This window comes from Brevibacillus sp. FW301-21C12A, assembly GCF_058788915.1.
The window spans coordinates 195,400-218,587 of the sequence record NZ_JBYTBG010000001.1 but is presented as its reverse complement, the minus strand read 5'-3'; the positions used below and the strand labels follow the sequence as shown (position 1 = coordinate 218,587).

Here is a 23,188-nt window from a genome sequence, read left to right as displayed (position 1 = left end):
GTGAAATATGGCAGTAATTTCGATGAAACAACTGCTCGAGGCTGGTGTACACTTCGGTCACCAAACTCGTCGTTGGAACCCGAAAATGGCTCGCTATATCTTCACCGAACGTAACGGAATCTACATTATCGACCTGCAAAAAACCGTGAAAAAAGTTGAGGAAGCGTACAACTTCGTACGTGAACTCGCTCAAGACGGCGGAAAAGTGCTCTTCGTTGGTACGAAGAAACAAGCACAAGAATCCGTAAAAGAAGAAGCTGAACGTACAGGTCACTACTACATCAACCAACGCTGGTTGGGTGGTACCCTGACAAACTTCACAACCATCAAAAAACGTACAGCTCGCCTCGCTGAGCTGAAACGCATGGAAAACGATGGTACTTTCGAAGTGTTGCCTAAGAAAGAAGTTATCGTTCTGCGCAAAGAAATGGATCGCCTGGAAAAATTCCTCGGCGGTATCGCTCACATGGATAAATTGCCAGACGCTCTGTTTGTCATCGATCCTCGTAAAGAGCGCATCGCTGTAGCAGAAGCTCGCAAATTGGGTATCCCAATCGTTGCAATCGTAGATACTAACTGCGATCCAGATGAGATCGACTACGTGATCCCAGGTAACGATGACGCAATTCGCGCTGTGAAACTGCTCACTGCAAAAATGGCAGACGCTCTCTTGGAAGGCAACCAAGGAACAGAGCAACAAGCCACAACAACTGCGTAAGCAAGTGTGTAAAAGGGTGGACTGAGGGTGTCAGAGCCCCCGTCCATCCTTTTTTTTCTTCAAAAGGCATTTGTAGATTGTAACTTTCCAAGGAGGTTTCACCCAATGGCAATTAGTGCACAAGCGGTTAAAGAACTGCGCGAGCGTACAGGCGCAGGAATGATGGATTGCAAACGCGCGCTGGAAGAAACAGCGGGCGACATGGAAAAAGCGATTGACCTGCTCCGCGAGCGCGGTATCGCAAAAGCGGCGAAAAAATCCGGCCGTATCGCAGCAGAAGGTTTGACAGCTACAGCGGTTGCTGGTAACGTAGCAGCAGTTGTGGAAGTAAACTGCGAAACAGACTTCGTTGCGAAAAACCCTGAGTTCCAAACACTCGTGAAAGACATCGCTGAGCACGTTGTATCCCAACGCCCTGCAACTGTAGAGGAAGCGCTGGAGCAACCGTTCAAAGGTGCTGGCGACACTCTGGCACAAGTTATCAACGAAAAAATCGCGACTATCGGAGAAAACATCTCCTTCCGTCGTTTCGCTGTATCCGAGAAATCCGACAACGGCATATTCGGTACTTACCTGCACATGGGTGGTAAAATCGGCGTGCTGGTAACACTCGAAGGCACGCAAAACGAAACATTGGCGAGAGACCTGGGTATGCACGCTGCTGCTTCCAACCCTCGTTTCGCTAACCGTGAAGAGGTTTCCCAAGACGAAATCGATCGCGAGCGCGAAGTTCTGAAAAACCAAGCACTGGCTGAAGGCAAGCCTGCTAACATCGTAGAGAAAATGGTGGAAGGCCGCCTCTCCAAATTCTTCGAAGAATACGTACTGGTTGAGCAACCATTCGTAAAAGACCCAGACAAGAAAGTATCTGCTCTGTTGAAAGAAGCAGGCGCTTCCTTGAAAGAATTCGCTCGCTTCCAAGTAGGCGAAGGGATCGAGAAGAAGCAAGAAGACTTCGCAGCCGAAGTAATGGCTCAAGTGAATAAGCAGTAATAAAGGTATAGGGAACACCTTCGTGTTCCCTATTTTCAAAGCGAGAGTTTCACGACATGTGAAACTCTCCTGCACGTAAAAAGCAATGTGTCCGAAGCTTTTCAGAAGGAATGCAGACGAGGCACAGAGAATGATTCATGAATGGAGGCCGTTTCACATGCCACTTCCTGCCTATAAACGGGTTGTGTTAAAGTTGAGTGGGGAAGCACTGGCGGGGGACCTCGGGTACGGAATCGACCCGAAGGTGATCTTCTCCGTAGCGAACCAGATCAAAGAAATCGTAGAATTGGGAGTACAAGTCGCCGTAGTCGTCGGTGGAGGTAACATCTGGCGCGGACTTTCCGGAAGCTCCAAAGGAATGGATCGGGCTACTGCTGACTACATGGGGATGTTGGCCACGATTATGAACTCACTCGCCTTGCAGGATGGGTTGGAAAAAGTGAACGTCCCGACTCGTGTCCAAACCTCGATTGAGATGCGACAAGTGGCGGAGCCATACATACGCCGACGCGCCATTCGCCACCTGGAGAAAATGCGCGTGGTCATTTTCGCTGCCGGAACGGGTAACCCTTATTTTTCTACAGATACGACGGCTGCCCTGCGTGCTGCTGAAATCGAAGCAGAGGTCATTTTGATGGCGAAGAACAAGGTCGATGGGGTCTATTCCGCTGACCCGAGCCTGGATCCGAATGCGCAAAAGTACGACAAGCTGACGTTCCTGGAAGTCCTCAACAAAGGGCTGGGTGTTATGGATTCGACCGCATCGAGCTTGTGCATGGATAACAGCATCCCACTCATCGTGTTTAACATTTCCGAAGAAGGCAATATTCGCCGGGCAGTAATGGGCGATAAAATCGGTACTCTAGTGAAGGGGGAATAATCATGCCACAAACAGTGCTAAAAGACATGGAAGATCGTATGAATAAAGCGATCCTCGCTTTGAAAAAAGACTTGTCCAGCCTCCGTGCAGGCCGTGCCAACCCTGCGATGCTGGACCGCGTGATGGTGGACTACTACGGTACGCCAACACCGATCAGCCAGCTCGCGAACATCAGCGTTCCTGAGCCGCGCATGCTGACGATCCAGCCGTGGGACAAAACCGCGCTGAAAGAAATTGACCGTGCGCTGCAACAGTCTGACCTGGGCATTTCTCCATCCAATGATGGGGTTATCATCCGCCTGGTCATCCCGCCGCTTACCGAAGAGCGCCGCAAAGAGCTCGTGAAGCTGGCGTCAAAAGGCGGAGAGGAAGCGAAAGTCGCCATCCGCAATATTCGCCGCGATGCGAATGACGAGATCAAAAAGCTGGAAAAGGCTGCGACCATTTCCGAGGATGAATCCCGTCGCCATCAGGAAACGATCCAAAAAACGACCGACAAGTTCATCGCAGAAGTCGACAAGATCGTGAAGGACAAAGAAAAAGACATCTTGGAAGTATAATTTTTAGGGCGATCCCCCTCATTTGAGGGGGATGTACGTCTATATCTCTCATTACGGGGGAACACTTTATGTTAGAACATCTGGCGCGCAAATGGAGCCGCAAGGAAAAACAATCGGTACCAGCCGAGTTGGATCGTTCCGGAAAAATCCCGCAGCATGTCGCGGTGATTATGGACGGCAACGGTCGTTGGGCCAATATGCGCAATTTACCCCGGGTCGCCGGGCATCGAGCAGGCATGAAAACGGTAAAGGAAGTCGTAAAGGCTGCTGACGAGATCGGCGTGCGTTACATGACCATGTACGCTTTTTCTACAGAAAACTGGAAGCGACCACGCGACGAAGTCGATTTTCTCATGAAGCTTCCGCAGGAATTTTTGTCGACAGAATTGGATGAATTGATCGAACGCGACGTGCGCATCCGCATGCTCGGCAGCAAGGAAGAGCTGCCGTCGCATACGTTGAAGGCTCTGCATGAAGCAGAGGAGCGCACCCAAGGAAATCAAGGTCTTCAATTGTGTTTTGCCTTGAATTACGGAGGCCGCGACGAAATCGTCAAAGCGTTTTCCGTGTTGGCACAGAAAGTAAAAGCGGGGGAGCTCGATCCGGGAGAACTGGATGAAGAAGCGATTTCCCGTTATCTTTATACAAGCGACATTCCGGACCCTGACCTCTTGATTCGCACCAGTGGAGAAATTCGCTTGAGTAACTTTATGCTTTGGCAGTTGGCTTACACAGAATTGTGGTTTACGGATGTGCTCTGGCCTGATTTTACCCGTGAACACTTTTTTCAAGCGATTGTGGAATACCAAGGCCGAGCTCGTCGCTACGGGGCGGTATAGCCGAGAGGTGGAATCAGTTGAAGCAACGAATCATAACAGGCCTGATTGGTGGAGCGGCTTTTCTCTTTTTTATCTACCTAGGTGGAGCCTGGTACTCACTATTGGTGTTTTTGCTGGCCGTCATAGGCCATTTTGAATTTATGCGGATGGCTGGCATTCAGCCATTCCATGTGGCAGGAATACTCGGCTACGCGCTCGTGGTCAGCTTGCTCTGGCCGTCGCTCGCGTTTTCGGAATGGCTTCGCATCAGTATGCCGGATCTGTTGCTGCCTGTCATCCTGCTTTTGTTGATTTACTCCGTTTTGCGGAAAAATCAGTTTCACATTGAACACGTCGCCCTTACGCTGGTGGGGGCGTTATACATAGGCTTCGGTTTTACATACATGGCCGCAGCCCGCAACCTCCCCGACGGACTGATGCTCACCGCGCTGGTGATCGCAGCGATCTGGTCGACGGATTCGGGGGCCTATTTTGTCGGGAAAGCGATCGGCAAGCGCAAGCTGTGGCCGGAAATCAGTCCCAACAAAACGGTCGAGGGTGCGCTGGGCGGCTTGGCAGCGGCTATTTTGGTCGTCATCGTCATCAATGCAAGCTTCGGCAGCTTGCCATTTGACAAGGCGCTCGTCATCGCGCTGGTCGCCGGTGTCGTCGGGCAGTTGGGCGACCTGGTAGAGTCGGCGTTCAAACGACATTTTCACGTAAAAGATTCAGGACAGCTCATTCCCGGACACGGCGGCGTGCTGGATCGTTTCGACAGTTTTTTGCTTGTCTTTCCGGTTTTGCATCTGCTAGGTATCGTCTGAAACCTGGTGCATATAGAAGAGATATAGAGGGTGAAATCAGTGAAAAAAATAGCGCTCTTGGGTTCAACCGGCTCGATTGGAACAAGCACGCTGGAAGTCGTGGAACAGCATCCCGAAGAGTTTTCTGTCGTCGCCATGGCAGCAGGGACGAATGTGGAGCTGCTCGCCCAGCAGGTCGAAACGTTTCGGCCTGAGCTTGTTTCGGTGGGGAACGAGCAGGCGGCTGCCCGGCTTCGCGAACGACTGGGGAGCGGATACAAGCCCGAGATTGTCTGCGGTTCAGAAGGGCTTGAGTTGGTTGCCCGCCATGAAGCCGCCAGCATGGTCATGACCGCTGTCGTTGGCAGTGTAGGGGTCGCTCCTACACTCGCGGCGATCGAGGCAGGAAAAACGATCGGGCTTGCGAACAAGGAAACGCTGGTGAGCGCAGGACCCGTCGTGATGAAGCGGGCGAAGGAAAAGGGCGTGGCGATCATCCCGGTTGACAGCGAGCATTCCGCTGTTTTTCAATGTCTGCAGGGAGAGCGGGCAGAAGATGTGGCGCGGGTCATTTTGACGGCATCAGGCGGTTCTTTTCGCCATTTGAGCCGCCAAGAGCTGCAGAAGGTGACAAAAGAGCAGGCATTGGCGCACCCGAACTGGAGCATGGGCGCAAAAATCACCATTGACTCGGCTACGATGATGAACAAAGGCTTCGAGGTGATCGAGGCCCACTGGTTGTTTGATTTGCCGTACGAACAAATCGACTGCGTGCTGCATTATGAAAGTATCATTCACTCTATGGTAGAATACAAAGACCGGGCCGTGATGGCGCAACTGGGCACGCCGGATATGAAAGTGCCGATCCAGTACGCCATGAGCTATCCCGGCAGAAAAAATCTGACTACGGAACCTCTTGATCTGGTCAAAATCGGCTCGCTTCATTTTGCTGCCATGGATTTTGAACGCTATCCTCTGCTACAATTGGCATATGAGTGCGGGAAAGCGGGAGGCACGTACACCGCTGTCCTGAATGCAGCCAATGAAGTGGCTGTCGATCTTTTCCTCAAGGGGGCGATTGCCTTCCTCGACATCGAAAAGGTCGTCAGACAGACGTGCGAGGCTCATAAGGGCGTGCATAATCCTGAACTGGAAGAGATTTTTGAAGCTGATCGGTGGGCGCGCACGCATGCGCTTGCGTCCGTATAACAAAACTGGATCTAGACACTCCAACGAAAGGTGGCTGTTCACTTGCCTTTTCCCAACATGGATTCCGTTGAATCAATTCTCGCGATCGTCGTCGTTTTTGGTGCGCTCGTTTTCGTGCACGAGCTCGGACACTTTCTTTTGGCAAAAAAAGCAGGGATTCTGTGCCGCGAATTTGCGCTGGGAATGGGGCCAAAAATTTTTCGCGTGAAGCGGGGAGAAACGGAATACACTCTTCGCCTCTTACCTATTGGAGGTATGGTCCGCATGGCGGGCGAAGACCCCGAGATGGATATGTTGAAGCCGCACATGGAAGTAAGCCTGGAGCGGGATGCGTTAGGAAAGGTAACCCATTTTTTGCTGGATGGACCGGGGAGCGCTTCCCCTCGGGCGATTACAGGTACGGTTGTTCGCTTTGACTTGGAAAAAGATTTGCATATCGTGCTGGATGTGGGCGGGGAAGAGCGCCAGTTTTCCGTTCATCCCCAGGCGCAACTGGTTAAAGATGGACAAGAGGTGCAAATCGCGCCTTTGAACAGGCAGTTTAAAGGCAAGACGATCTCGCAGCGCTTCTGGGCCATTTTTGCCGGGCCTTTTGCCAACTTCCTGCTGGCGTTTGTCCTGTTCATCGCGATCGGGCTTTTGTATGGGGTGCCAAAAGACATCCCGTATTTGGGCGAGGTCAGAGCAAACGGCCCGGCGGCCGAGGCGGGCTTGATGCAAGGGGACAAAATTATTTCCATTCAGGGACAGCCTGTGGCTTCCTGGAAAGAAATCGTCCAGATTATCAGTACGTCGCCGGGTAAAGAAATGAAGTTTGAGTACGAGCGCAATGGACAGCGCAACTCGGTTTTGGTCAAGGTCGCAAAAGACGAAAATAACGTGGGCAAAATCATGGTGACGAACCCATTGACGTATGCCCCGGGAGAAGTGTTGAAGTACGGCGCTTCCTCGACTTATGAGTTCACGGCGATGATTTTGAAAAGCTTAGGGATGCTCTTTACCGGCTCTGTAGGGCTTAACGACCTGAGCGGTCCGGTGGGCATCTTCAAAATGACCGGAGAGTTCGCCCAGCAAGGCATGGCGATTTTGATGAAGTGGGCAGCCGCCCTCTCGATCAACCTGGGGCTGTTCAATTTGCTGCCGCTTCCGCCCCTGGACGGCGGTCGACTGGCATTTCTCGCGGTAGAAGCGCTGCGCGGGCGTCCGGTTGATCCGCACAAAGAAGGCATGGTGCATTTTCTCGGCTTCGCCTTTTTGATGCTGTTAATTTTGGTTGTAACCTGGAACGATCTGCAACGGTTGTTCTTTCAATAACGTACTATCATGATGAGTAGAAAACAGACAAAATTAAAGGATGGTGCAAAATGTACAAGCGCGAGGAGACGAAACCGGTTTTTGTGGGAGGCGTGCAAATCGGTGGCCAAAAAAGCGTAGTAATTCAATCGATGACGACAGCAGACACGCGTGATGTAGAGAAGACACTGGCCGAGATTCAAAGACTTCATGATGCCGGTTGCCAAATTGTCCGCCTGGCCGTCATCAATGAAGACGCAGCCCGCGCCATCAAAAAAATCAAGGAGCGTTCCCCGCTGCCGCTCGTTGCGGACATCCATTTCGACCACAGGCTGGCACTGATCGCTCTTGAGAGCGGCATCGACAAAATCCGGATCAACCCCGGAAACATCGGTTCCAAGGAAAAAACAAAACGCGTGGTCGAAGCTTGCCGCGAGCGCAATGTACCGATCCGCATCGGGGTAAACTCCGGCTCCGTGGAAAGAAGGCTGCTGGAGAAGTACGGCTATCCTTCGCCGGAAGCGATTGTCGAGAGCGCAGTAGACCACGTGGAAATTTTGGAAGACTTGAATTACGATAATATCGTCATCTCCCTGAAATCTTCCGACGTGCCGACGATGATCCAAACGTATTCGCTGATGGCGCAAAAGCGCAACTACCCGCTGCACGTAGGGGTGACGGAGGCAGGTACGCAGTTTTCCGGCGCGATCAAGTCTTCCGTCGGGATCGGGACCGTGCTGTCGATGGGTATCGGCGACACGATCCGCGTATCGCTGACGGCCGACCCGGTGGAGGAAATCAAGGTGGCGAAGCAAATTTTGCGCAGCCTCGATATCGTCAACAACGATCCGGTCGTCATCGCGTGCCCGTCCTGCGGCCGTTGTGCGATCGACTTGATCGGACTGGCGACAAAGGTTGAGGACGCGATCTCCACTTTGAAAGTTCCGCTGAAAGTAGCTGTCATGGGCTGCGCCGTAAACGGGCCGGGCGAAGCGCGCGAAGCGGATGTCGGCGTTGCGGGCGGCAACGGCGAAGGGCTGATTTTCCGCAATGGTGTCATTGTTCGGAAAGTGAAAGAAAACGAACTGTTTGAAGAGCTGATGAAAGAAATTAACGAAATGGTCAACGAGAAAAAACCTACCGAGGTAGGCTGATCGTCGTTGATTGCTGACGAGGCATAAGGAGGACACGCACGTGTTGAAGCAAAGTCAAATGTTGATTCCTACCTTGCGGGAAGTGCCTGCGGATGCGGAGATTGCCAGCCATAAGCTGCTTCTCCGCGCCGGTATGGCCCGCCAACTGGCTTCCGGGATTTATACGTACCTGCCATTGGCGCTTCGTACCCTGCATAAAATCCAGGCCATTGTGCGTGAAGAGATGAACAAGGCAGGGGCCCAGGAGCTGTTGATGCCTGCCATGCAGCCTGCTGAGCTGTGGCATCAGACAGGCCGCTGGGATGTGTACGGCCCAGAGCTTGTGCGTTTGCGCGACCGTCACGACCGCTCCTTTGCGCTCGGACCGACTCACGAAGAAGTCATCACCAGCCTGGTTCGCGACGAGATCAACTCGTACAAAAAGCTCCCGATCAACCTGTACCAAATCCAGACGAAGTTTCGCGATGAAGTGCGTCCGCGCTTCGGCTTGATCCGTTGCCGCGAGTTTATCATGAAGGACGCGTATTCGTTTGATACGACCCAGGAAGGACTGGATCGCAACTTCCAGGCGATGTACGACGCCTACACGAACATTTTCACCCGTGTCGGCCTGAATTTCCGCGCAGTAGAAGCGGACGCAGGCGCGATTGGCGGAAAAGGCACGTACGAGTTTATGGCCTTGTGTGACATCGGCGAAGACACGATTGCCTACTCCGAAGAAGGCGATTTTGCAGCCAACCTGGAAAAAGCGGAAGTCGTGTACAAGCCATCCGCGAAGCCGACGGAAGAAGCGCCAGCCCGCGAAAAAGTACATACGCCGGGGATCAAGACCATCGACCAGCTCGTCCAGTTCCTGAACATCGAAGCGAAGCAAATCATCAAGAGCCTCCTCTACCGCGTCGATGACAAGCTGGTAATGGTGCTTGTGCGCGGTGACCACGAGCTGAATGAAGTGAAGCTGAAAAACTTGTACGATGCGACAATCGTCGGTTTGGCATCCGAAGCGGATATCGTTTCCGTGACAGGGGCGCCTGCCGGATTCGTTGGCCCTGTCGGCTTGGATGGCGAAAAAGTGGAAATCATCGCGGACAACTACGTCCAGGATGTGTATGACGGCATCGTTGGCGCAAACGAAACCGACTACCATCTGACTCATGTTGTGCCAGGCCGTGATTTTGCCGTTTCCCGTTTTGCTGATTTGCGCAACATCACAGAAGGCGATGAGTGCCCGCGTACAGGCGGCGCGATCAAGTTTGCGCGCGGGGTGGAAGTCGGCCATGTGTTCAAGCTCGGAACGAAGTACTCGACAGCGATGGGAGCAACGTACCTGGATGAGAACGGCCGCAGCCAGCCGATGATTATGGGCTGCTACGGGATCGGCGTATCGCGGACGATCGCTGCTGTCATTGAACAAAACAACGATGAGAATGGCATCATTTGGCCTGTAGCTGTCGCTCCTTTCCATGTACATGTGATCCCGGTCAATGTTAAAGTAGAGGAGCAACGCCAAATCAGCGAACAAATTACCGAAGCTTTGCAAAAAGCGGGCGTGGAAGTTTTGTTCGACGACCGCCCGGAGCGTGCTGGCGTGAAGTTCAAGGATGCTGATTTGATCGGCCTGCCGCTGCGCATTACCGTATCGGACAAAGCGGCGCAAGAGGGCACCGTCGAAGTTCGCGTCCGCAAAAACGGGGAAACCGTGAACGTGAAGCTGGAGGACCTCGTATCTGAAGTGAAAACGATGCTTGCTCGTGTAGACCATACCGGGGCAGCCCTGTTCGGCAACGAGTAACTAGCAGGATTGAAGGAAGATTTTGTCGAATTTTACGGGGTACTCCCCTGGACACAATGGGAGTACCTCTTTTTCTTGTTTTTGGGAGGGTGGAATACCGTGGACCGTACACAAGAGCAAAAACAGCGCTTCTCTCTGCTGCTCAAGCAAATGGAAGTGCCTGACGAATGGGTCAACCGCTATTTTCTTGACGGACAGATTGACAAGCTTGAGCTTTACAAGCAAAACAAGGAATGGGTCTTTCATTTTACCTTGCCCAAGCTGCTGCCCGTAGAAGCCTATGCAGCGTTCACGAAGCGCCTGACGCAAACCTTTTCCCACCTGGCAAAAGTCGATGCCAGATTCCGCTACAAGCAAAAACCAGAGCTAGGCCTCGTGGTAGAGGAGTATTGGGATGCGCTGGTCGCAAGCTTAGAGCCGACGCTCAATTCGCTGGCCGTCACGCTACGCTCTGCCAGAAAGCAGGTCGAGCAGCAGGAAGTGAAGGTGTACTTACCGACAGAGATGACCGTCGAAGTCGCGAAGCGCAAACGGGCGGACAACGAGCTCTTAGCCGCTTTTCAAAAGGCGACGGATTGCTCCATGCGCTTTTCCTTCCACGGCGAAGAAAGCGATGAGGCTTATCAGGCGTTTGTCGAGCAGCGCAACGAGGAAGAGCGCGCGCTGGTCGAAGTCGTCATGACAGCCGCTGCCCAGGAAAGCAAAGGCTCGGAAAAGACAGAAGCCATCACGACCTTGATGATGGGCTACGAAATCAAGGACGCGCCGATTCCGATCTGCGAGATTCAGGAAGAAGAGCGCCGCGTCGTGATTCAAGGTACGGTTTTCAACGTCGAGGTCAAAGAGCTGCGTAGCGGACGTCATCTGTTGACCTTCAACGTGTCCGACTACACAGACTCCCTGACCGTGAAGATGTTCTCCCGCGACAAGGAGGACGTCAAGATGCTGGAGGCGCTCAAGGACGGCATGTGGGTCAAGGTGCGCGGCAGCGTGCAGCATGACACCTTTATCCGCGAGCTGGTGATGAACGCCAACGACCTGAACCAGATCGAACAGGTCATTCGCCGGGATCAGGCCGAGGAAAAGCGCGTCGAGCTGCATTGCCATACTCCGATGAGCGCGCTGGATGCGGTAGCTTCCGTCAAGTCGCTGATCTCGACCGCGTCGAAATGGGGGCACAAGGCAATTGCTATCACCGACCATGGAGTGGTGCAGGCGTTCCCAGAGGCGTACTCGATTGCCAAGAAGCACAACATGAAGTGCATCCTCGGCATGGAGGCGTATGTCGTTGAGGACGGCATCGACATCGTTTACAACCTGAACGCCGACAACAACTTGCCGATCGACGAGACGACCGAATACGTTGTCTTCGATACGGAGACGACAGGTCTGAATGCCGCCGAGCATACGATTATCGAAATTGCTGCCGTGAAGATGAAAGGGGCAGAGATCATCGACCAGTGGACCGAGCTGATTGACCCGCAGTTGGAGATCGGCCCGAAGACGACAGAAATTACCGGGATTACGAACGACATGCTCCGCGGCAAAGACACGCTCGATGTCGTGCTGCGCAAGTTCAAGGAGTTTACCGGAGATGCCGTGCTCGTCGCGCACAACGCGGAGTTCGACAAGGCGTTCATCAATGCTTGCGCGAAGCGGATCGGCATGGAGCCGTGGAACAACCCGTTTCTGGACACGCTGCCTCTGGCGCGGATGATGTACAAAGGAATGCGCAACTACCGCTTGGGCTCGCTCGCCAAAAAGTTCAATGTCGAGCTGATTAATGCCCACCGGGCGTTGGACGATACAGTTGCGCTCGCCCACGTGTTCCAGCAAATGCTCAAAGACATCAAGGAAGCGCAAATCAAGACGCTGGCCGAGTTGAACGAGAAGAGCAACGAAGAAGCCGACTACAAGAGCGGCCGTCCTTTCCATGCGACGATTCTCGTGAAAAACAAGGCGGGGCTGAAAAATTTGTACAAGCTCGTCAGCCGTTCGCATGTGGAGACGTTTTTCCGTTGGCCGCGCATTCAGCGCAGTCAGTTGACCAAATTCCGCGAAGGCTTGCTGATTGGAACCGCATGCAAGGAAGGCGAGCTGATGCAGTCGATCCTGCGCGGGAAATCGTCTGAAGAGTTGAAGGAAGTCGCTGCTTTTTACGATTTTCTGGAAATTCAGCCGCTTGACCATTACTCGCCACTGCTTCGCAATGAAGAAATTCCGTCGCTAGAGACGATGAAGGGCTACCATAAGATGATCGTGGAAATGGGCAAGGAAATGGGCAAGCTCGTCGTCGCGACAGGGGATGTTCATTTTCTGAACCCGCAGGATGAGATTTTCCGCGATGTGTTCCTGTTGTCAAAAGGCGACCCGACTGCCGGGAATCAGCCGCCGCTGTATTTGCGCACGACAGATGAAATGCTGGAGTCGTTTTCCTACCTTGGCGAAGAGCTGGCCAAAGAAATCGTCGTGACAAATACGAATGCGATTGCGGACATGATCGAAGACGTCAGCCCGATTCCGGACAAGCTGTACACCCCGGTCATCCCGGGCGCAGACGACGAGTTGCGCGAAATGTGCTACAACAAGGCAAAGCTGCTGTACGGCGATCCGTTGCCGGAGCTTGTGGAAAAGCGGCTGGAAAAAGAACTGAACAGTATTATCACGCACGGCTTCGGCGTCATTTACTTGATCTCGCAGCGGCTGGTAACGAAGTCGCTGCAGGATGGATACCTGGTCGGCTCGCGTGGATCGGTCGGTTCTTCCTTCGTCGCGACCATGGCGGAGATTACCGAGGTCAATCCGTTGCCGCCGCACTATCGCTGCCCGAATTGCAAGCACAGCGAGTTTATTACGGACGGCTCGATTGCCTCCGGCTTCGACTTGCCCGACAAGGAATGCCCGCAGTGCGGCACCAACTACGCCAAGGATGGGCAGGACATTCCGTTCGAGACGTTCCTCGGCTTCAAAGGGGACAAGGTTCCCGATATTGACTTGAACTTCTCCGGTGACTACCAGCCGCGGGCGCACAAGTACACGCAGGAGCTTTTCGGCGAGGACTACGTGTACCGTGCGGGGACGATCGGCACCGTTGCGGAAAAGACAGCGTACGGCTACGTCAGAAAGTACGCCGACGAGCGCGGACTGACGCTGCGCAATGCGGAAATTTCGCGGATCGTCAACGGCTGCACAGGGGTAAAACGAACGACGGGACAGCACCCGGGCGGGATTATTGTTGTTCCGGACTACATGGAAATTGAAGACTTTTGTCCGATCCAGTTCCCGGCAGACGACAGCGAGTCCGAGTGGCGCACGACGCATTTCGACTTCCACTCGATTCACGACAACTTGCTGAAACTCGATATTCTCGGACACGACGACCCGACCGTCATTCGTATGCTGCAGGACTTGACCGGCATGGACCCGAAATCGATTCCGCTCGACGACAAAAAGACGATGTCTATCTTCAGCTCGACGGAAGCGTTGGGCGTGACGCCGGAGCAAATCGGGACGAATATGGGCACGCTCGGCATTCCCGAATTCGGAACGAAGTTCGTTCGGCAGATGCTCGAGGATACGAAGCCGACGACGTTTGCCGAGCTTGTGCAGATTTCCGGTCTGTCCCACGGTACGGATGTATGGTTGAACAACGCGCAGGACTTGATTCGCAACGGCATTTGTAAACTGCCTGAAGTAATCGGTTGTCGCGACGACATCATGGTTTATTTGATCTACAAAGGTTTGGAGCCGTCGCGCGCCTTCAAAATCATGGAGTCGGTGCGGAAAGGGAAAGGCGTGCCGGAAGAGGATCAGGAAGAAATGCGCAAAAACAACGTGCCGGAATGGTACATCCAGTCTTGCCAGCGCATCAAATACATGTTCCCGAAAGCGCACGCCACCGCGTACGTCATGATGGCCGTGCGGATCGCCTACTTCAAGGTGCATCGCCCGCTCGAATTTTACGCGACGTACTTTACCGTGCGCGCCGACGACTTCGACATCCCGCTGATGGTCAAAGGCTCGGCAGCGATCCGGCAAAAAATCGAAGAAATCGAGGGCAAGGGTCACGACGCACAGCCGAAGGAAAAAGCGCTGCTCACCGTGCTGGAGATGGCTTTGGAGATGGTGGAGCGCGGCTTCCGTTTTGCCAACATCGACCTGTATGAATCCGACGCTACCCGCTTCCTGATTAAAGGCGACTCGTTGATTGCGCCGTTCAATGCCTTGCCAGGTCTCGGGACGAACGCCGCGATCAGCATCGTGCAGGCGCGGGAGGAAGGCGAGTTTTTGTCCAAGGAAGACCTGTTGTCCCGCTCGCGTATCTCCAAGACGATTCTGGAGTATTTGGAGGAGCAGGGCGCGCTGAAAGGTCTGCCGGAATCGAACCAGTTGTCGCTGTTCTAGGGCAGCGAAGCGATGCAGCCGCATCCAAAGGTTGTCAGCGGAGGGCTGTTATGCTATAATTTTTTTGGAAATACTGGTTTTATACGCACGACAGATCGAGAGTGGGGAAACCCACTCTTTCTTTCTGGCTGCACCTCATGGTTCAAACGTAAAGGAGGTACTTGCTTGAGCAAGGTAACGGGCATCGTCACCGAACTGGTCACGCCCATTGTTGACGAATTGGGTTTGGAACTGGTTGACATCGAGTACAAAAAGGAAGGCAGCAACTGGTTTCTGCGCGTGTTTATCGACAATGAAACTGGCAACATCGACATCGATGACTGCAGCCTTGTCAGCGAGAAGCTGAGTCAAAAACTTGACGAAGTAGATCCGATTCCGACTGCATACTTTTTGGAAGTATCTTCGCCGGGTGCTGAGCGTCCGTTGCGCAAGGATAAGGATTTTACCAAAGCTGTCGGCAGGCACGTGCACATTACAACCAAAGAGCCGATAGAAGGAGCAAGCCTGTTCGAAGGCGAACTGATATCGTACGAGGACGGCAAGCTGACTGTTAAGGAAGCGAAAAAAACGTACGTGATTTCCCAGGAGCAAATTGACACGGCACGCATGGCCATCGTCTTTTAGATGCCAGCGGCCGGTGGGTAAGTAAAGGAGGAGGCAACGAAAGTCATGAACGGCGATTTTATCGAGGCTTTAGAAGCCATTGAGAGAGAGAAAGGCATCACCAAAGACGTGCTGATCGAGGCCATCGAAGCGGCTCTTATCTCTGGATACAAACGTAACTTCAACTCGGCCCAAAATGTGCGGGTGGATGTAAATCGTCATTCAGGTATGGTTCGCGTGTATGCACGCAAAAACGTGGTGGAAGAGGTTTTGGACCCGCGTCTGGAGATTTCTCAGGAAGCTGCCCAAGAAATCGATCCGAACTTCCGACTGGACGATATTGTGGAAATCGAGGTGACGCCTCGCGACTTCGGCCGCATTGCCGCGCAAACGGCAAAGCAAGTGGTGACCCAGCGCATTCGCGAAGCGGAGCGCGGTCTCATTTACAGCGAGTTCATCGAGCGCGAGGATGATATCGTCACAGGGGTTGTTCAACGTATGGACGCCCGCAATTACTACATTGATCTGGGCAAAGCGGAAGCGGTTATGCCGATCACCGAGAAAATGCCTTCCGAGGAGTTCAAGTCACAAGATCGGGTGAAGGCATACATCATTAAAGTAGAAAAAACCACCAAGGGACCGCAAATCGTCGTTTCCCGTACCCATCCGGGACTTTTGAAGCGCCTCTTTGAACTGGAAGTGCCAGAGATTTACGATGGTGTGGTTGAAATCAAATCCGTTGCTCGTGAAGCAGGCGATCGCTCCAAAATCGCTGTCCATTCGATCAATCCGGACGTAGATCCTGTAGGAGCATGTGTAGGGCCAAAAGGCATGCGTGTACAGACAATCGTGACGGAGCTGAAAGGTGAAAAAATTGACATTGTTCGTTGGTCCGAAGATCCTGCCGAGTACGTGGCAAACGCGCTCAGCCCGGCGAAGGTGCTGCATGTAGAAGTCAACCTCGCCGAAAAGGTAACCCGCGTCATCGTGCCGGATTACCAGTTGTCGCTTGCGATTGGCAAACGCGGACAAAACGCTCGTCTGGCCGCCAAGCTGACAGGCTGGAAGATCGACATCAAGAGCGAGTCCCAGGCAGACCAAGAAGGCATCGTCTATCCGAAAGAAGTAGAGGGCGATGAAGGAGTCGACAACGAATAGTCATGAAGCAAAAAAAGATCCCTTTGCGTAAATGCATTGTTTGCCAAGGAATGTTTCCGAAAAAGGAATTGATCCGCGTAGTCCGGACGCCCGCTGAGGAGATTGTCATCGACCTGACGGGAAAGGCGGCGGGACGCGGTACCTATGTGTGTCGGCAGGAAAGCTGTCTGAAGCCGGATGCGTTCGCATCGGGAAAATGGAAAAAAGTGCTGGAACGTGCCCTGAACATGTCCATCTCCGAAGAGAAGTACGATGCTTTTCGTGAGAAATGGCTGGAGATGATGGGACGATGATCCCTAAAGCAGCTCAGTTGCTCGGCATTGCGATGCGCGCGCGCAAAATCGTGACCGGGGAGGAATTGGTCATCACGGCTGTTCGCAACGGCCAGGCCCGTCTCGTTTTGCTCGCATCGGACGCATCTGACAATACGGCCAAAAAAGTCAAGGATAAATGTTCCTATTACGGGGTCTCATGTGTAACCACAGGCGACCGATATTCATTGGGACACGCAATCGGAAAAGATGGGCGCGTTACCGTGGCGGTGACCGATGGGAAGTTGGCTGAAAGCATTCAGCGTCTGCTCACCTAACTTAGAAAGGGTGAAGTTTATTTGAAGACACGTGTGTATGAATATGCCAAACAGCACAACATGAGCAGTAAGGAAATCCTCAATTTGCTAAAACGATTGAACATAGAAGTAGCAAATCATATGAGTATTATGGAAGAAGGGACGATCAAGCGGATCGAGGATCACATGGCCAAACTGCGTGCCGGCTCCAAGCCGGAAGCGCGCAATACGCCTGGCGATGCAAGATCAAAACAAATGGACGATCAACGACGCCCCAACGAATCCAGAGGACAACAAACCCAGTCCCACGCAGGGCAGGGGCAGCCGTCACAAGCTGCAAAAAACGACAGACAAAACGAACGCGATCGCGGCGATTTTTCCGGCAACAATCGTCCAGGCAGCACCAGCGGAAATCAGCCCGATCAGCATAGTCCTCAACACGGAAAAAATCAGGGGAAGAATCAGGAGAGAAGACCAAACCATATGAGAAGTCAACCAGCAAAACCGACTGACCGTAAGCCGCAAAACCAACAACGTCCACAGAGCCAACAAAGACCACAAAACCAACAAAGACCGCAAAACCAGCAGCGTCCTCCGCAACAGGCAACTGCCAGCCAAACGGAAGGCCGCACCGGGGATGAGTTTGAAGACAAAGTAAAACTTCCATCCAATGTCGGTCTGGAAAAACGCGAGAAAATCAAAAAAGCTCCACAAACGCAAAAGACGTTTGAAGACAACAAAAAGAACACGCCTTTCCGCGGCGGAAATAACCGCAACCAAAACAACCGTCGTGGCGGCAACAACCACCAGCGCGGCGGACAAAAGCCACAGCGTCCAGTGCTTGAGACGCCTAGCAAAATCACCTTTACCGAGTCGTTGACGGTGAACGAGCTGGCTGTGAAACTGCGCAAGGAACCGGCGGAAATCATCAAAAAGTTGTTTAATTTGGGGATCATGGCAACGATCAACCAATACCTGGAACGCGAAGCGATCGAGCTGATCTGCGCTGATTACAACGTAGAAGTCGAAGAAAAAATCGTCATCGACGAAACCAACTTCGAAACGCTCGAAGAAGTAGATCCGCCTGAGTCGCTCGTAGAGCGTCCGCCAGTCGTCACCATCATGGGTCACGTTGACCACGGGAAAACAACGTTGCTCGACGCCATCCGCTCCACGAACGTAGTAGCGGGGGAAGCAGGCGGGATTACCCAGCATATCGGTGCTTATCAGGTCGAGATCAAAGGCAAGAAGATCACGTTCCTCGATACACCTGGTCACGCGGCGTTCACGACCATGCGTGCCCGCGGTGCGCAAATTACCGACATTACGATCCTCGTCGTTGCTGCCGATGACGGCGTGATGCCACAAACCGTAGAGGCGATCAGCCACGCGAAAGCGGCAAACGTGCCGATCATCGTCGCTGTCAACAAGGTGGATAAACCGGAAGCCAACATCGACCGCATCAAGCAAGAGCTTACCGAGTATGAGCTCGTTGCGGAAGAGTGGGGCGGGGACACCATTTTCTCTCCACTGTCTGCGAAGCAGCGCACTGGGATCGAAGAGCTGCTTGAGTACATCTTGCTCGTCGCAGAGGTTCAGGAGCTGAAAGCAAACCCTGACAAGCGTGCGCGCGGTACGGTAGTCGAAGCTGAGCTCGACAAAGGCCGCGGTCCTGTAGCGACCATTCTGGTACAGCAAGGAACGCTGCGCGTCGGCGATCCGATCGTAGTCGGCTCTACCTACGGCCGTGTACGTGCGATGGTCAACGACAAAGGCCGCCGTCTGAAAGAAGCAGGTCCTTCTACCCCTGTGGAAATTACAGGTCTGAACGATGTACCGCAAGCGGGCGACCAGTTCCGCGTGTTTGAAGACGAGAAAAAAGCCCGTGCAATCGGGGAAGCGCGCGCAGCCAAGCAGCGTGAATCCGAGCGCCGTGCAAGCTCTCGCGTATCGCTGGACGATCTGTTCCAGCACATTCAGGAAGGCGATATCAAAGAGCTGAACCTGATCGTAAAAGGCGACGTGCAAGGTTCTGTAGAAGCTCTGCGCGGCTCCCTGGAAAAAATCGACGTCAACGGTACCCGCGTGAAAATCATTCACACTGGCGTCGGCGCGATCACCGAGTCCGACGTTACGCTGGCAAACGCATCGAATGCGATCATCATCGGTTTCAACGTGCGTCCTGAGCCAAACGCTCGCAGCATGGCTGAACAGGAGAAAATCGACATTCGTCTGCACCGCGTGATCTACACCGTGATCGAAGAGATCGAGCAAGCTCTGAAAGGCATGCTGGACCCTGTGTACAAAGAAAACATCATCGGTCAGGCAGAAATCCGCGAAGTCTTCAAAGTATCCAAAGTCGGCAACATCGCCGGTTGCTATGTAACCGAAGGAAAACTGAGCCGCGATGCAGGTGCTCGTCTGATCCGCGAAGGCATCGTCATCTACGAAGGCAAGCTGGACACCTTGAAACGCTTCAAGGACGACGCCAAAGAGGTAAACGCAGGCTACGAGTGCGGTCTGACCTTGGAACGCTTCCAGGACCTCAAAGTCGGCGACGTAGTCGAAGCCTTCGTCATGGTTGAAGTGAAGCAATAATGGTAGCAGGGGTGCAGATTGAACTGTTTCTGCCCGCTTGCCAAAACTTGAAAGAAAAACGGGCCATCGTCAAAAGTCTCATTGGCAAGCTGCGAAGCCGCTTCAACGTCTCCGCAGCGGAGATGGCTTATCCCGAGCAGTGGCAGCGTACCGTGTTGGGTATCGCTGCCGTTGCTAATGAAATGTCATTTTTGCAACAAGAAATGCAGGCTGTCGTGCGGTTCGTGGAAAACCATCCCGATGTGGAGTTGATTCGGGTCGATACGGAATACTACGAATAGGGCAGCCAGCGGAGGTGAGAATAGATGAACAAAACACGAATGAGCCGCGTCGGCGAAGAAATCAAAAAAGAACTGAGCCTCATCTTGCAACGTGGACTGAAAGATCCTCGCGTCGGCTTTGTTACGGTAACGGATGTAGAAGTGAGCAGCGATCTCCAGCTTGCGAAAGTATTCGTCAGCATTTTCGGCAGCGAGGAGCAGCGCAAAGACTCTCTGGCAGGACTGACGAAAGCCAAAGGCTACCTGCGTACCGAAATTGGCAAACGCGTCAAGTTACGCCATATTCCCGACTTCGTCTTCAAGTTGGATGAGTCGATTGACTACGGTTCCAAAATTGAGTCGATCCTGCGGGAAATCTCCACAGAAGGAGAGAAACAGGATGAATCCTAATCGAGCAGCAGTAGAGGAAGCGGCCCGCTTTTTCCGGGAGCATGACCGCTTCCTGGTTCTTTCCCATGTCAATCCAGATGGCGATGCTACCGGCTCTGCGCTTGGAGTCGTGCTCATGCTTGAACAGTTGGGAAAAGAGTACGTAGTGGTGAACGAAGGGGAAACGCCGCTCAAGTTTGACTTTTTGCCGCGTTTTGACCGCTTGCGCAACCTGCGCAAACAACCGCTGACCGAAATGTTCGAGGCCGTAATCGCCGTAGACTGTGCCGATGAGTCACGGATGGGCGATGTGCGGCCTTTATTTGCATCTGGCGCCGCTGTCCTCAATATCGACCACCACCCGACCAACGACATGTTCGGAACGGTCAACCTGGTGCGGCCGGAAGCGGCGGCGACAGCGGAAATTTTGTTTGAAGTGGCGGAAGAGGCGGGAATCGCGTTCAACGAAGAACTCGCCTTGTGCATCTATACCGGCCTTTTGACAGACACAGGCGGCTTTCGCTACTCCAATACGACGCCACGGGTAATGGAAATCGCGGCCCGCTTGCTGACCTACGGGGTGAAGCCGGGCGAAGTGGCGGAGCGATGCCTGGAGGAAATCACGTTTGCGCATGTCAAAGTATTGCGCCGCGCCCTGCAGACGTTGCAGTTGTCCCACCAAAACCTCGTCGCCTCCATTTGCGTGTCGGTCGATGATTTTGCCGAGGCAGAGGCGAAGCGCGAGGATGCAGGCGGACTGGTGAACTACTGCCGCAACATCGAAGGCGTCGAGGTCGGCGTTTCCTTTGTGGAGTCGGAGCCGGGAATCGTCAAGGTCAGCATGCGCGCGAGAGATCGCGTGGACGTGTCGGCTGTTGCCAAGCAACTCGGCGGCGGAGGGCATGCCAAAGCTTCCGGCTGCACGGTCAAAGGGACGATCGCGGAAGCGAAACAAAAAGTATGGGACGTACTGGAGCCAGCATTAGGAGTGAAACACGATGAGTAACGCGCACGGCGTGCTGGTAATCGACAAGCCGGCGGGCATGACTTCCCACGATTGTGTGGCGCGCATCCGCCGGCTGTATGGAACGAAAAAGGTAGGACACACGGGAACGCTCGACCCCGATGTGACAGGCGTGCTGCCGATCTGCGTGGGCAACGCGACTCGCCTGGTAGAGTATTTGCAGGATTTGCCCAAGCGCTACAACGTCGTCTTGCGGCTCGGCTCCGCGACGACGACGGAGGATGCCTCCGGTGAAGTGCTGGAGCAAGCTCCGGTAGACGCAGCCGCGATTACGGTAGAGCGCATCGAGCAATTGCTGCAATCGTTTTTGGGAGAGATCGAGCAGGTCCCGCCGATGTTTTCCGCGGTAAAAGTAAACGGGAAGCGCCTCTACGACCTGGCCCGCGAAGGCACGGTCATCGAGCGCCAGCCGCGCAAAGTGACGCTGTACGAGCTGACGCTCCACGAGATCAAGGTAGACGGGGACAGCGTCGATATCTCGTTCACGTGCACATGCTCGAAAGGGACGTACATGCGCACCTTATGTGTTGACCTCGGTCGCGCTCTGGGTTATCCTGCCCATATGAAACTGCTTCGGCGAATCAAGAGCGGTCCGTTCGTAGAGGAGGAGGCGATTCCTCTTCAGGAACTGGAGGAGCGGGCTGCGAGTGGGGAGGACCTCTCCCGTTATCTTGTCTCCATCCCACAGGCGATTTCATTTTTGCCGTCTTATCAGGTCAAACCGGAGCGAACCCGTGCGGTGCGCAATGGACTGGCGACTGCGCTGCCAGGAGTCGATGCCGAGGTAGGCAGCCTGATCTGCCTGTTTGCAGGCGAAGAGCTGCTGGGGATTCATCGCGTGTGCCGTGGGGACAAAGGTCTTTTCGCCAAAGCAGAAAAAGTCTTTCCAGCCGAGGTGTAAACCGTGAAAACGATCTCCCTGACCTATCCACTACCAAATGAGTTGCAGGCGACGCCATGCGCGATTGCGCTTGGCTATTTCGATGGCGTACATATTGGACATCGCCGGGTGATTCAAAAGGCGATTGACACCGCAAAAACGAACGGATGGGAGAGTACGGTGCTGACGTTCGACCCCCATCCGCGCGAGGTTCTTGGGCAAAGCGGCTATACGAGCTACCTCACTCCGCTTTCCGACAAGCTGGAGCAATTCGAAAAGATGGGGGTAGACAGGACGTATGTCATGAAGTTCGATATCGGGTTTGCCGCGGTTTACCCGGAGGACTTCATTACCGAGTGCATGCTTCCCCTCGCGTGCCGGCATGTCGTGGTCGGCTTCGACTACACGTTTGGCTACAGGGGAATGGGAACCGCCCAAACGCTGCAGGAGATGAGCAAAGGCCGCTACGGGCTCGACATCATCAGCCCGGTCAACCGGCTGGGGGAAAAAGTGAGCAGCACGATCATCCGCGAGTATCTCCACCACGGAAATGTCGAGCAGGTGCGCCATCTGCTGGGCCGCCCGTACAAGGTGCGCGGCAAGGTCGTTCACGGCGACAAGCGCGGGCGCACGATCGGCTTCCCGACGGCGAACGTCCGGGTCGGACAGCCTTATCTCATCGGCAAAAACGGCGTGTACGGCGTGCGCTTCACGGTCGATTCCAAGAGCTACTTCGGCGTGATGAATGTCGGGATCAAGCCTACGTTTGAGCTGGAGAAGAAAGAAAAATCACTAGAAGTGCACATTTTCGAGTTCTCTGGTGACATTTACGACAAGGAAGTCGAAGTAGAATTTCTGTTCTACATCAGGGAAGAGCAAAAGTTCGGCGGTGTGGATGCGCTGATCGCGCAAATCGGCCGCGACGTAGACATGGCCAAGCGCAAATTTGCCGAGGGAATCTCGTAACGGAATCTCTTTGCTTTTCCTGAAATGATATGCTATAATTCAAAACGTTGTACAGATAACCGTAGCTTGGCTGTCCGATGCTCACCGACGGCAGACTCGGCTAACGGGATATAAAAT

Annotated in this window: 21 protein-coding genes; all 21 read left to right on the top strand. The window is 53.7% G+C overall.

The annotated features are described in order from the left end of the window. The first annotated feature begins 7 nt into the window (after window positions 1-7). Window positions 8-718 (top strand): 30S ribosomal protein S2, encoded by a 711-nt coding sequence (gene rpsB / locus AC3WQH_RS01115; protein WP_005834198.1) that lies wholly within the window; start codon window positions 8-10, stop codon window positions 716-718. Between the two features lie 105 nt (window positions 719-823). Continuing rightward, the gene (gene tsf, locus AC3WQH_RS01110; protein WP_005834195.1) at window positions 824-1,711 is read left to right on the top strand and encodes a translation elongation factor Ts; all 888 of its coding nucleotides are present in this window, start codon (window positions 824-826) and stop codon (window positions 1,709-1,711) included. 157 nt (window positions 1,712-1,868) lie between these two features. After that, window positions 1,869-2,591, top strand: coding sequence for a UMP kinase (pyrH, locus tag AC3WQH_RS01105; RefSeq protein ID WP_005834193.1), 723 nt, complete (start codon window positions 1,869-1,871; stop codon window positions 2,589-2,591). A 2-nt stretch (window positions 2,592-2,593) separates the two neighbouring features. After that, the gene (gene frr, locus AC3WQH_RS01100) at window positions 2,594-3,151 is read left to right on the top strand and encodes a ribosome recycling factor (protein ID WP_005834191.1); all 558 of its coding nucleotides are present in this window, start codon (window positions 2,594-2,596) and stop codon (window positions 3,149-3,151) included. Window positions 3,152-3,219: 68 nt separating this feature from the next. Further along, window positions 3,220-3,990, top strand: a complete 771-nt coding sequence (gene uppS / locus AC3WQH_RS01095; protein ID WP_005834189.1) for an undecaprenyl pyrophosphate synthase — start codon at window positions 3,220-3,222, stop codon at window positions 3,988-3,990. Window positions 3,991-4,007: 17 nt separating this feature from the next. Then, on the top strand, window positions 4,008-4,793 hold the full coding sequence (locus AC3WQH_RS01090) for a phosphatidate cytidylyltransferase (protein ID WP_007786826.1): 786 nt from the start codon (window positions 4,008-4,010) through the stop codon (window positions 4,791-4,793). A gap of 39 nt (window positions 4,794-4,832) precedes the next feature. After that, on the top strand, window positions 4,833-5,981 hold the full coding sequence (locus AC3WQH_RS01085) for a 1-deoxy-D-xylulose-5-phosphate reductoisomerase (protein WP_005834185.1): 1,149 nt from the start codon (window positions 4,833-4,835) through the stop codon (window positions 5,979-5,981). Between the two features lie 42 nt (window positions 5,982-6,023). Then, window positions 6,024-7,295, top strand: coding sequence for an RIP metalloprotease RseP (gene rseP / locus AC3WQH_RS01080; RefSeq protein ID WP_327990604.1), 1,272 nt, complete (start codon window positions 6,024-6,026; stop codon window positions 7,293-7,295). A 50-nt stretch (window positions 7,296-7,345) separates the two neighbouring features. Beyond that, window positions 7,346-8,428 (top strand): flavodoxin-dependent (E)-4-hydroxy-3-methylbut-2-enyl-diphosphate synthase, encoded by a 1,083-nt coding sequence (ispG, locus tag AC3WQH_RS01075; protein WP_005834181.1) that lies wholly within the window; start codon window positions 7,346-7,348, stop codon window positions 8,426-8,428. Window positions 8,429-8,471: 43 nt separating this feature from the next. Further along, a complete protein-coding gene (locus tag AC3WQH_RS01070) occupies window positions 8,472-10,220 on the top strand; it encodes a proline--tRNA ligase (RefSeq protein ID WP_141333627.1) in 1,749 nt (582 codons plus the stop codon). 99 nt (window positions 10,221-10,319) lie between these two features. Continuing rightward, on the top strand, window positions 10,320-14,624 hold the full coding sequence (locus AC3WQH_RS01065) for a PolC-type DNA polymerase III (protein ID WP_039971619.1): 4,305 nt from the start codon (window positions 10,320-10,322) through the stop codon (window positions 14,622-14,624). Window positions 14,625-14,789: 165 nt separating this feature from the next. Next, the gene (gene rimP, locus AC3WQH_RS01060; RefSeq protein WP_005834175.1) at window positions 14,790-15,248 is read left to right on the top strand and encodes a ribosome maturation factor RimP; all 459 of its coding nucleotides are present in this window, start codon (window positions 14,790-14,792) and stop codon (window positions 15,246-15,248) included. A gap of 45 nt (window positions 15,249-15,293) precedes the next feature. Beyond that, window positions 15,294-16,385 (top strand): transcription termination factor NusA, encoded by a 1,092-nt coding sequence (gene nusA, locus AC3WQH_RS01055; protein WP_005834174.1) that lies wholly within the window; start codon window positions 15,294-15,296, stop codon window positions 16,383-16,385. Window positions 16,386-16,387: 2 nt separating this feature from the next. Beyond that, a complete protein-coding gene (gene rnpM / locus AC3WQH_RS01050; RefSeq protein WP_005834172.1) occupies window positions 16,388-16,678 on the top strand; it encodes an RNase P modulator RnpM in 291 nt (96 codons plus the stop codon). Next, a complete protein-coding gene (locus AC3WQH_RS01045; RefSeq protein WP_005834170.1) occupies window positions 16,675-16,974 on the top strand; it encodes a YlxQ family RNA-binding protein in 300 nt (99 codons plus the stop codon). The genes rnpM and AC3WQH_RS01045 overlap by 4 nt, the downstream gene beginning before the upstream one ends. 21 nt (window positions 16,975-16,995) lie before the next feature. Next, window positions 16,996-19,551 carry a translation initiation factor IF-2 gene (infB, locus tag AC3WQH_RS01040; protein WP_007786836.1) on the top strand — a complete coding sequence of 852 codons (2,556 nt, stop codon included), beginning with the start codon at window positions 16,996-16,998 and terminating at the stop codon, window positions 19,549-19,551. Further along, on the top strand, window positions 19,551-19,832 hold the full coding sequence (locus AC3WQH_RS01035) for a DUF503 domain-containing protein (RefSeq protein WP_005834164.1): 282 nt from the start codon (window positions 19,551-19,553) through the stop codon (window positions 19,830-19,832). The genes infB and AC3WQH_RS01035 overlap by 1 nt, the downstream gene beginning before the upstream one ends. A 24-nt stretch (window positions 19,833-19,856) precedes the next feature. Then, complete coding sequence (gene rbfA / locus AC3WQH_RS01030; RefSeq protein ID WP_005834162.1) at window positions 19,857-20,222, top strand: 30S ribosome-binding factor RbfA; 366 nt, start codon at window positions 19,857-19,859, stop codon at window positions 20,220-20,222. Beyond that, window positions 20,212-21,207 carry a DHH family phosphoesterase gene (locus tag AC3WQH_RS01025; RefSeq protein ID WP_005834160.1) on the top strand — a complete coding sequence of 332 codons (996 nt, stop codon included), beginning with the start codon at window positions 20,212-20,214 and terminating at the stop codon, window positions 21,205-21,207. The genes rbfA and AC3WQH_RS01025 overlap by 11 nt, the downstream gene beginning before the upstream one ends. After that, a complete protein-coding gene (gene truB, locus AC3WQH_RS01020) occupies window positions 21,200-22,126 on the top strand; it encodes a tRNA pseudouridine(55) synthase TruB (RefSeq protein ID WP_005834158.1) in 927 nt (308 codons plus the stop codon). The genes AC3WQH_RS01025 and truB overlap by 8 nt, the downstream gene beginning before the upstream one ends. 3 nt (window positions 22,127-22,129) lie before the next feature. Further along, a complete protein-coding gene (locus tag AC3WQH_RS01015; protein WP_005834156.1) occupies window positions 22,130-23,071 on the top strand; it encodes a bifunctional riboflavin kinase/FAD synthetase in 942 nt (313 codons plus the stop codon). The last annotated feature ends 117 nt before the right edge of the window (window positions 23,072-23,188 follow it).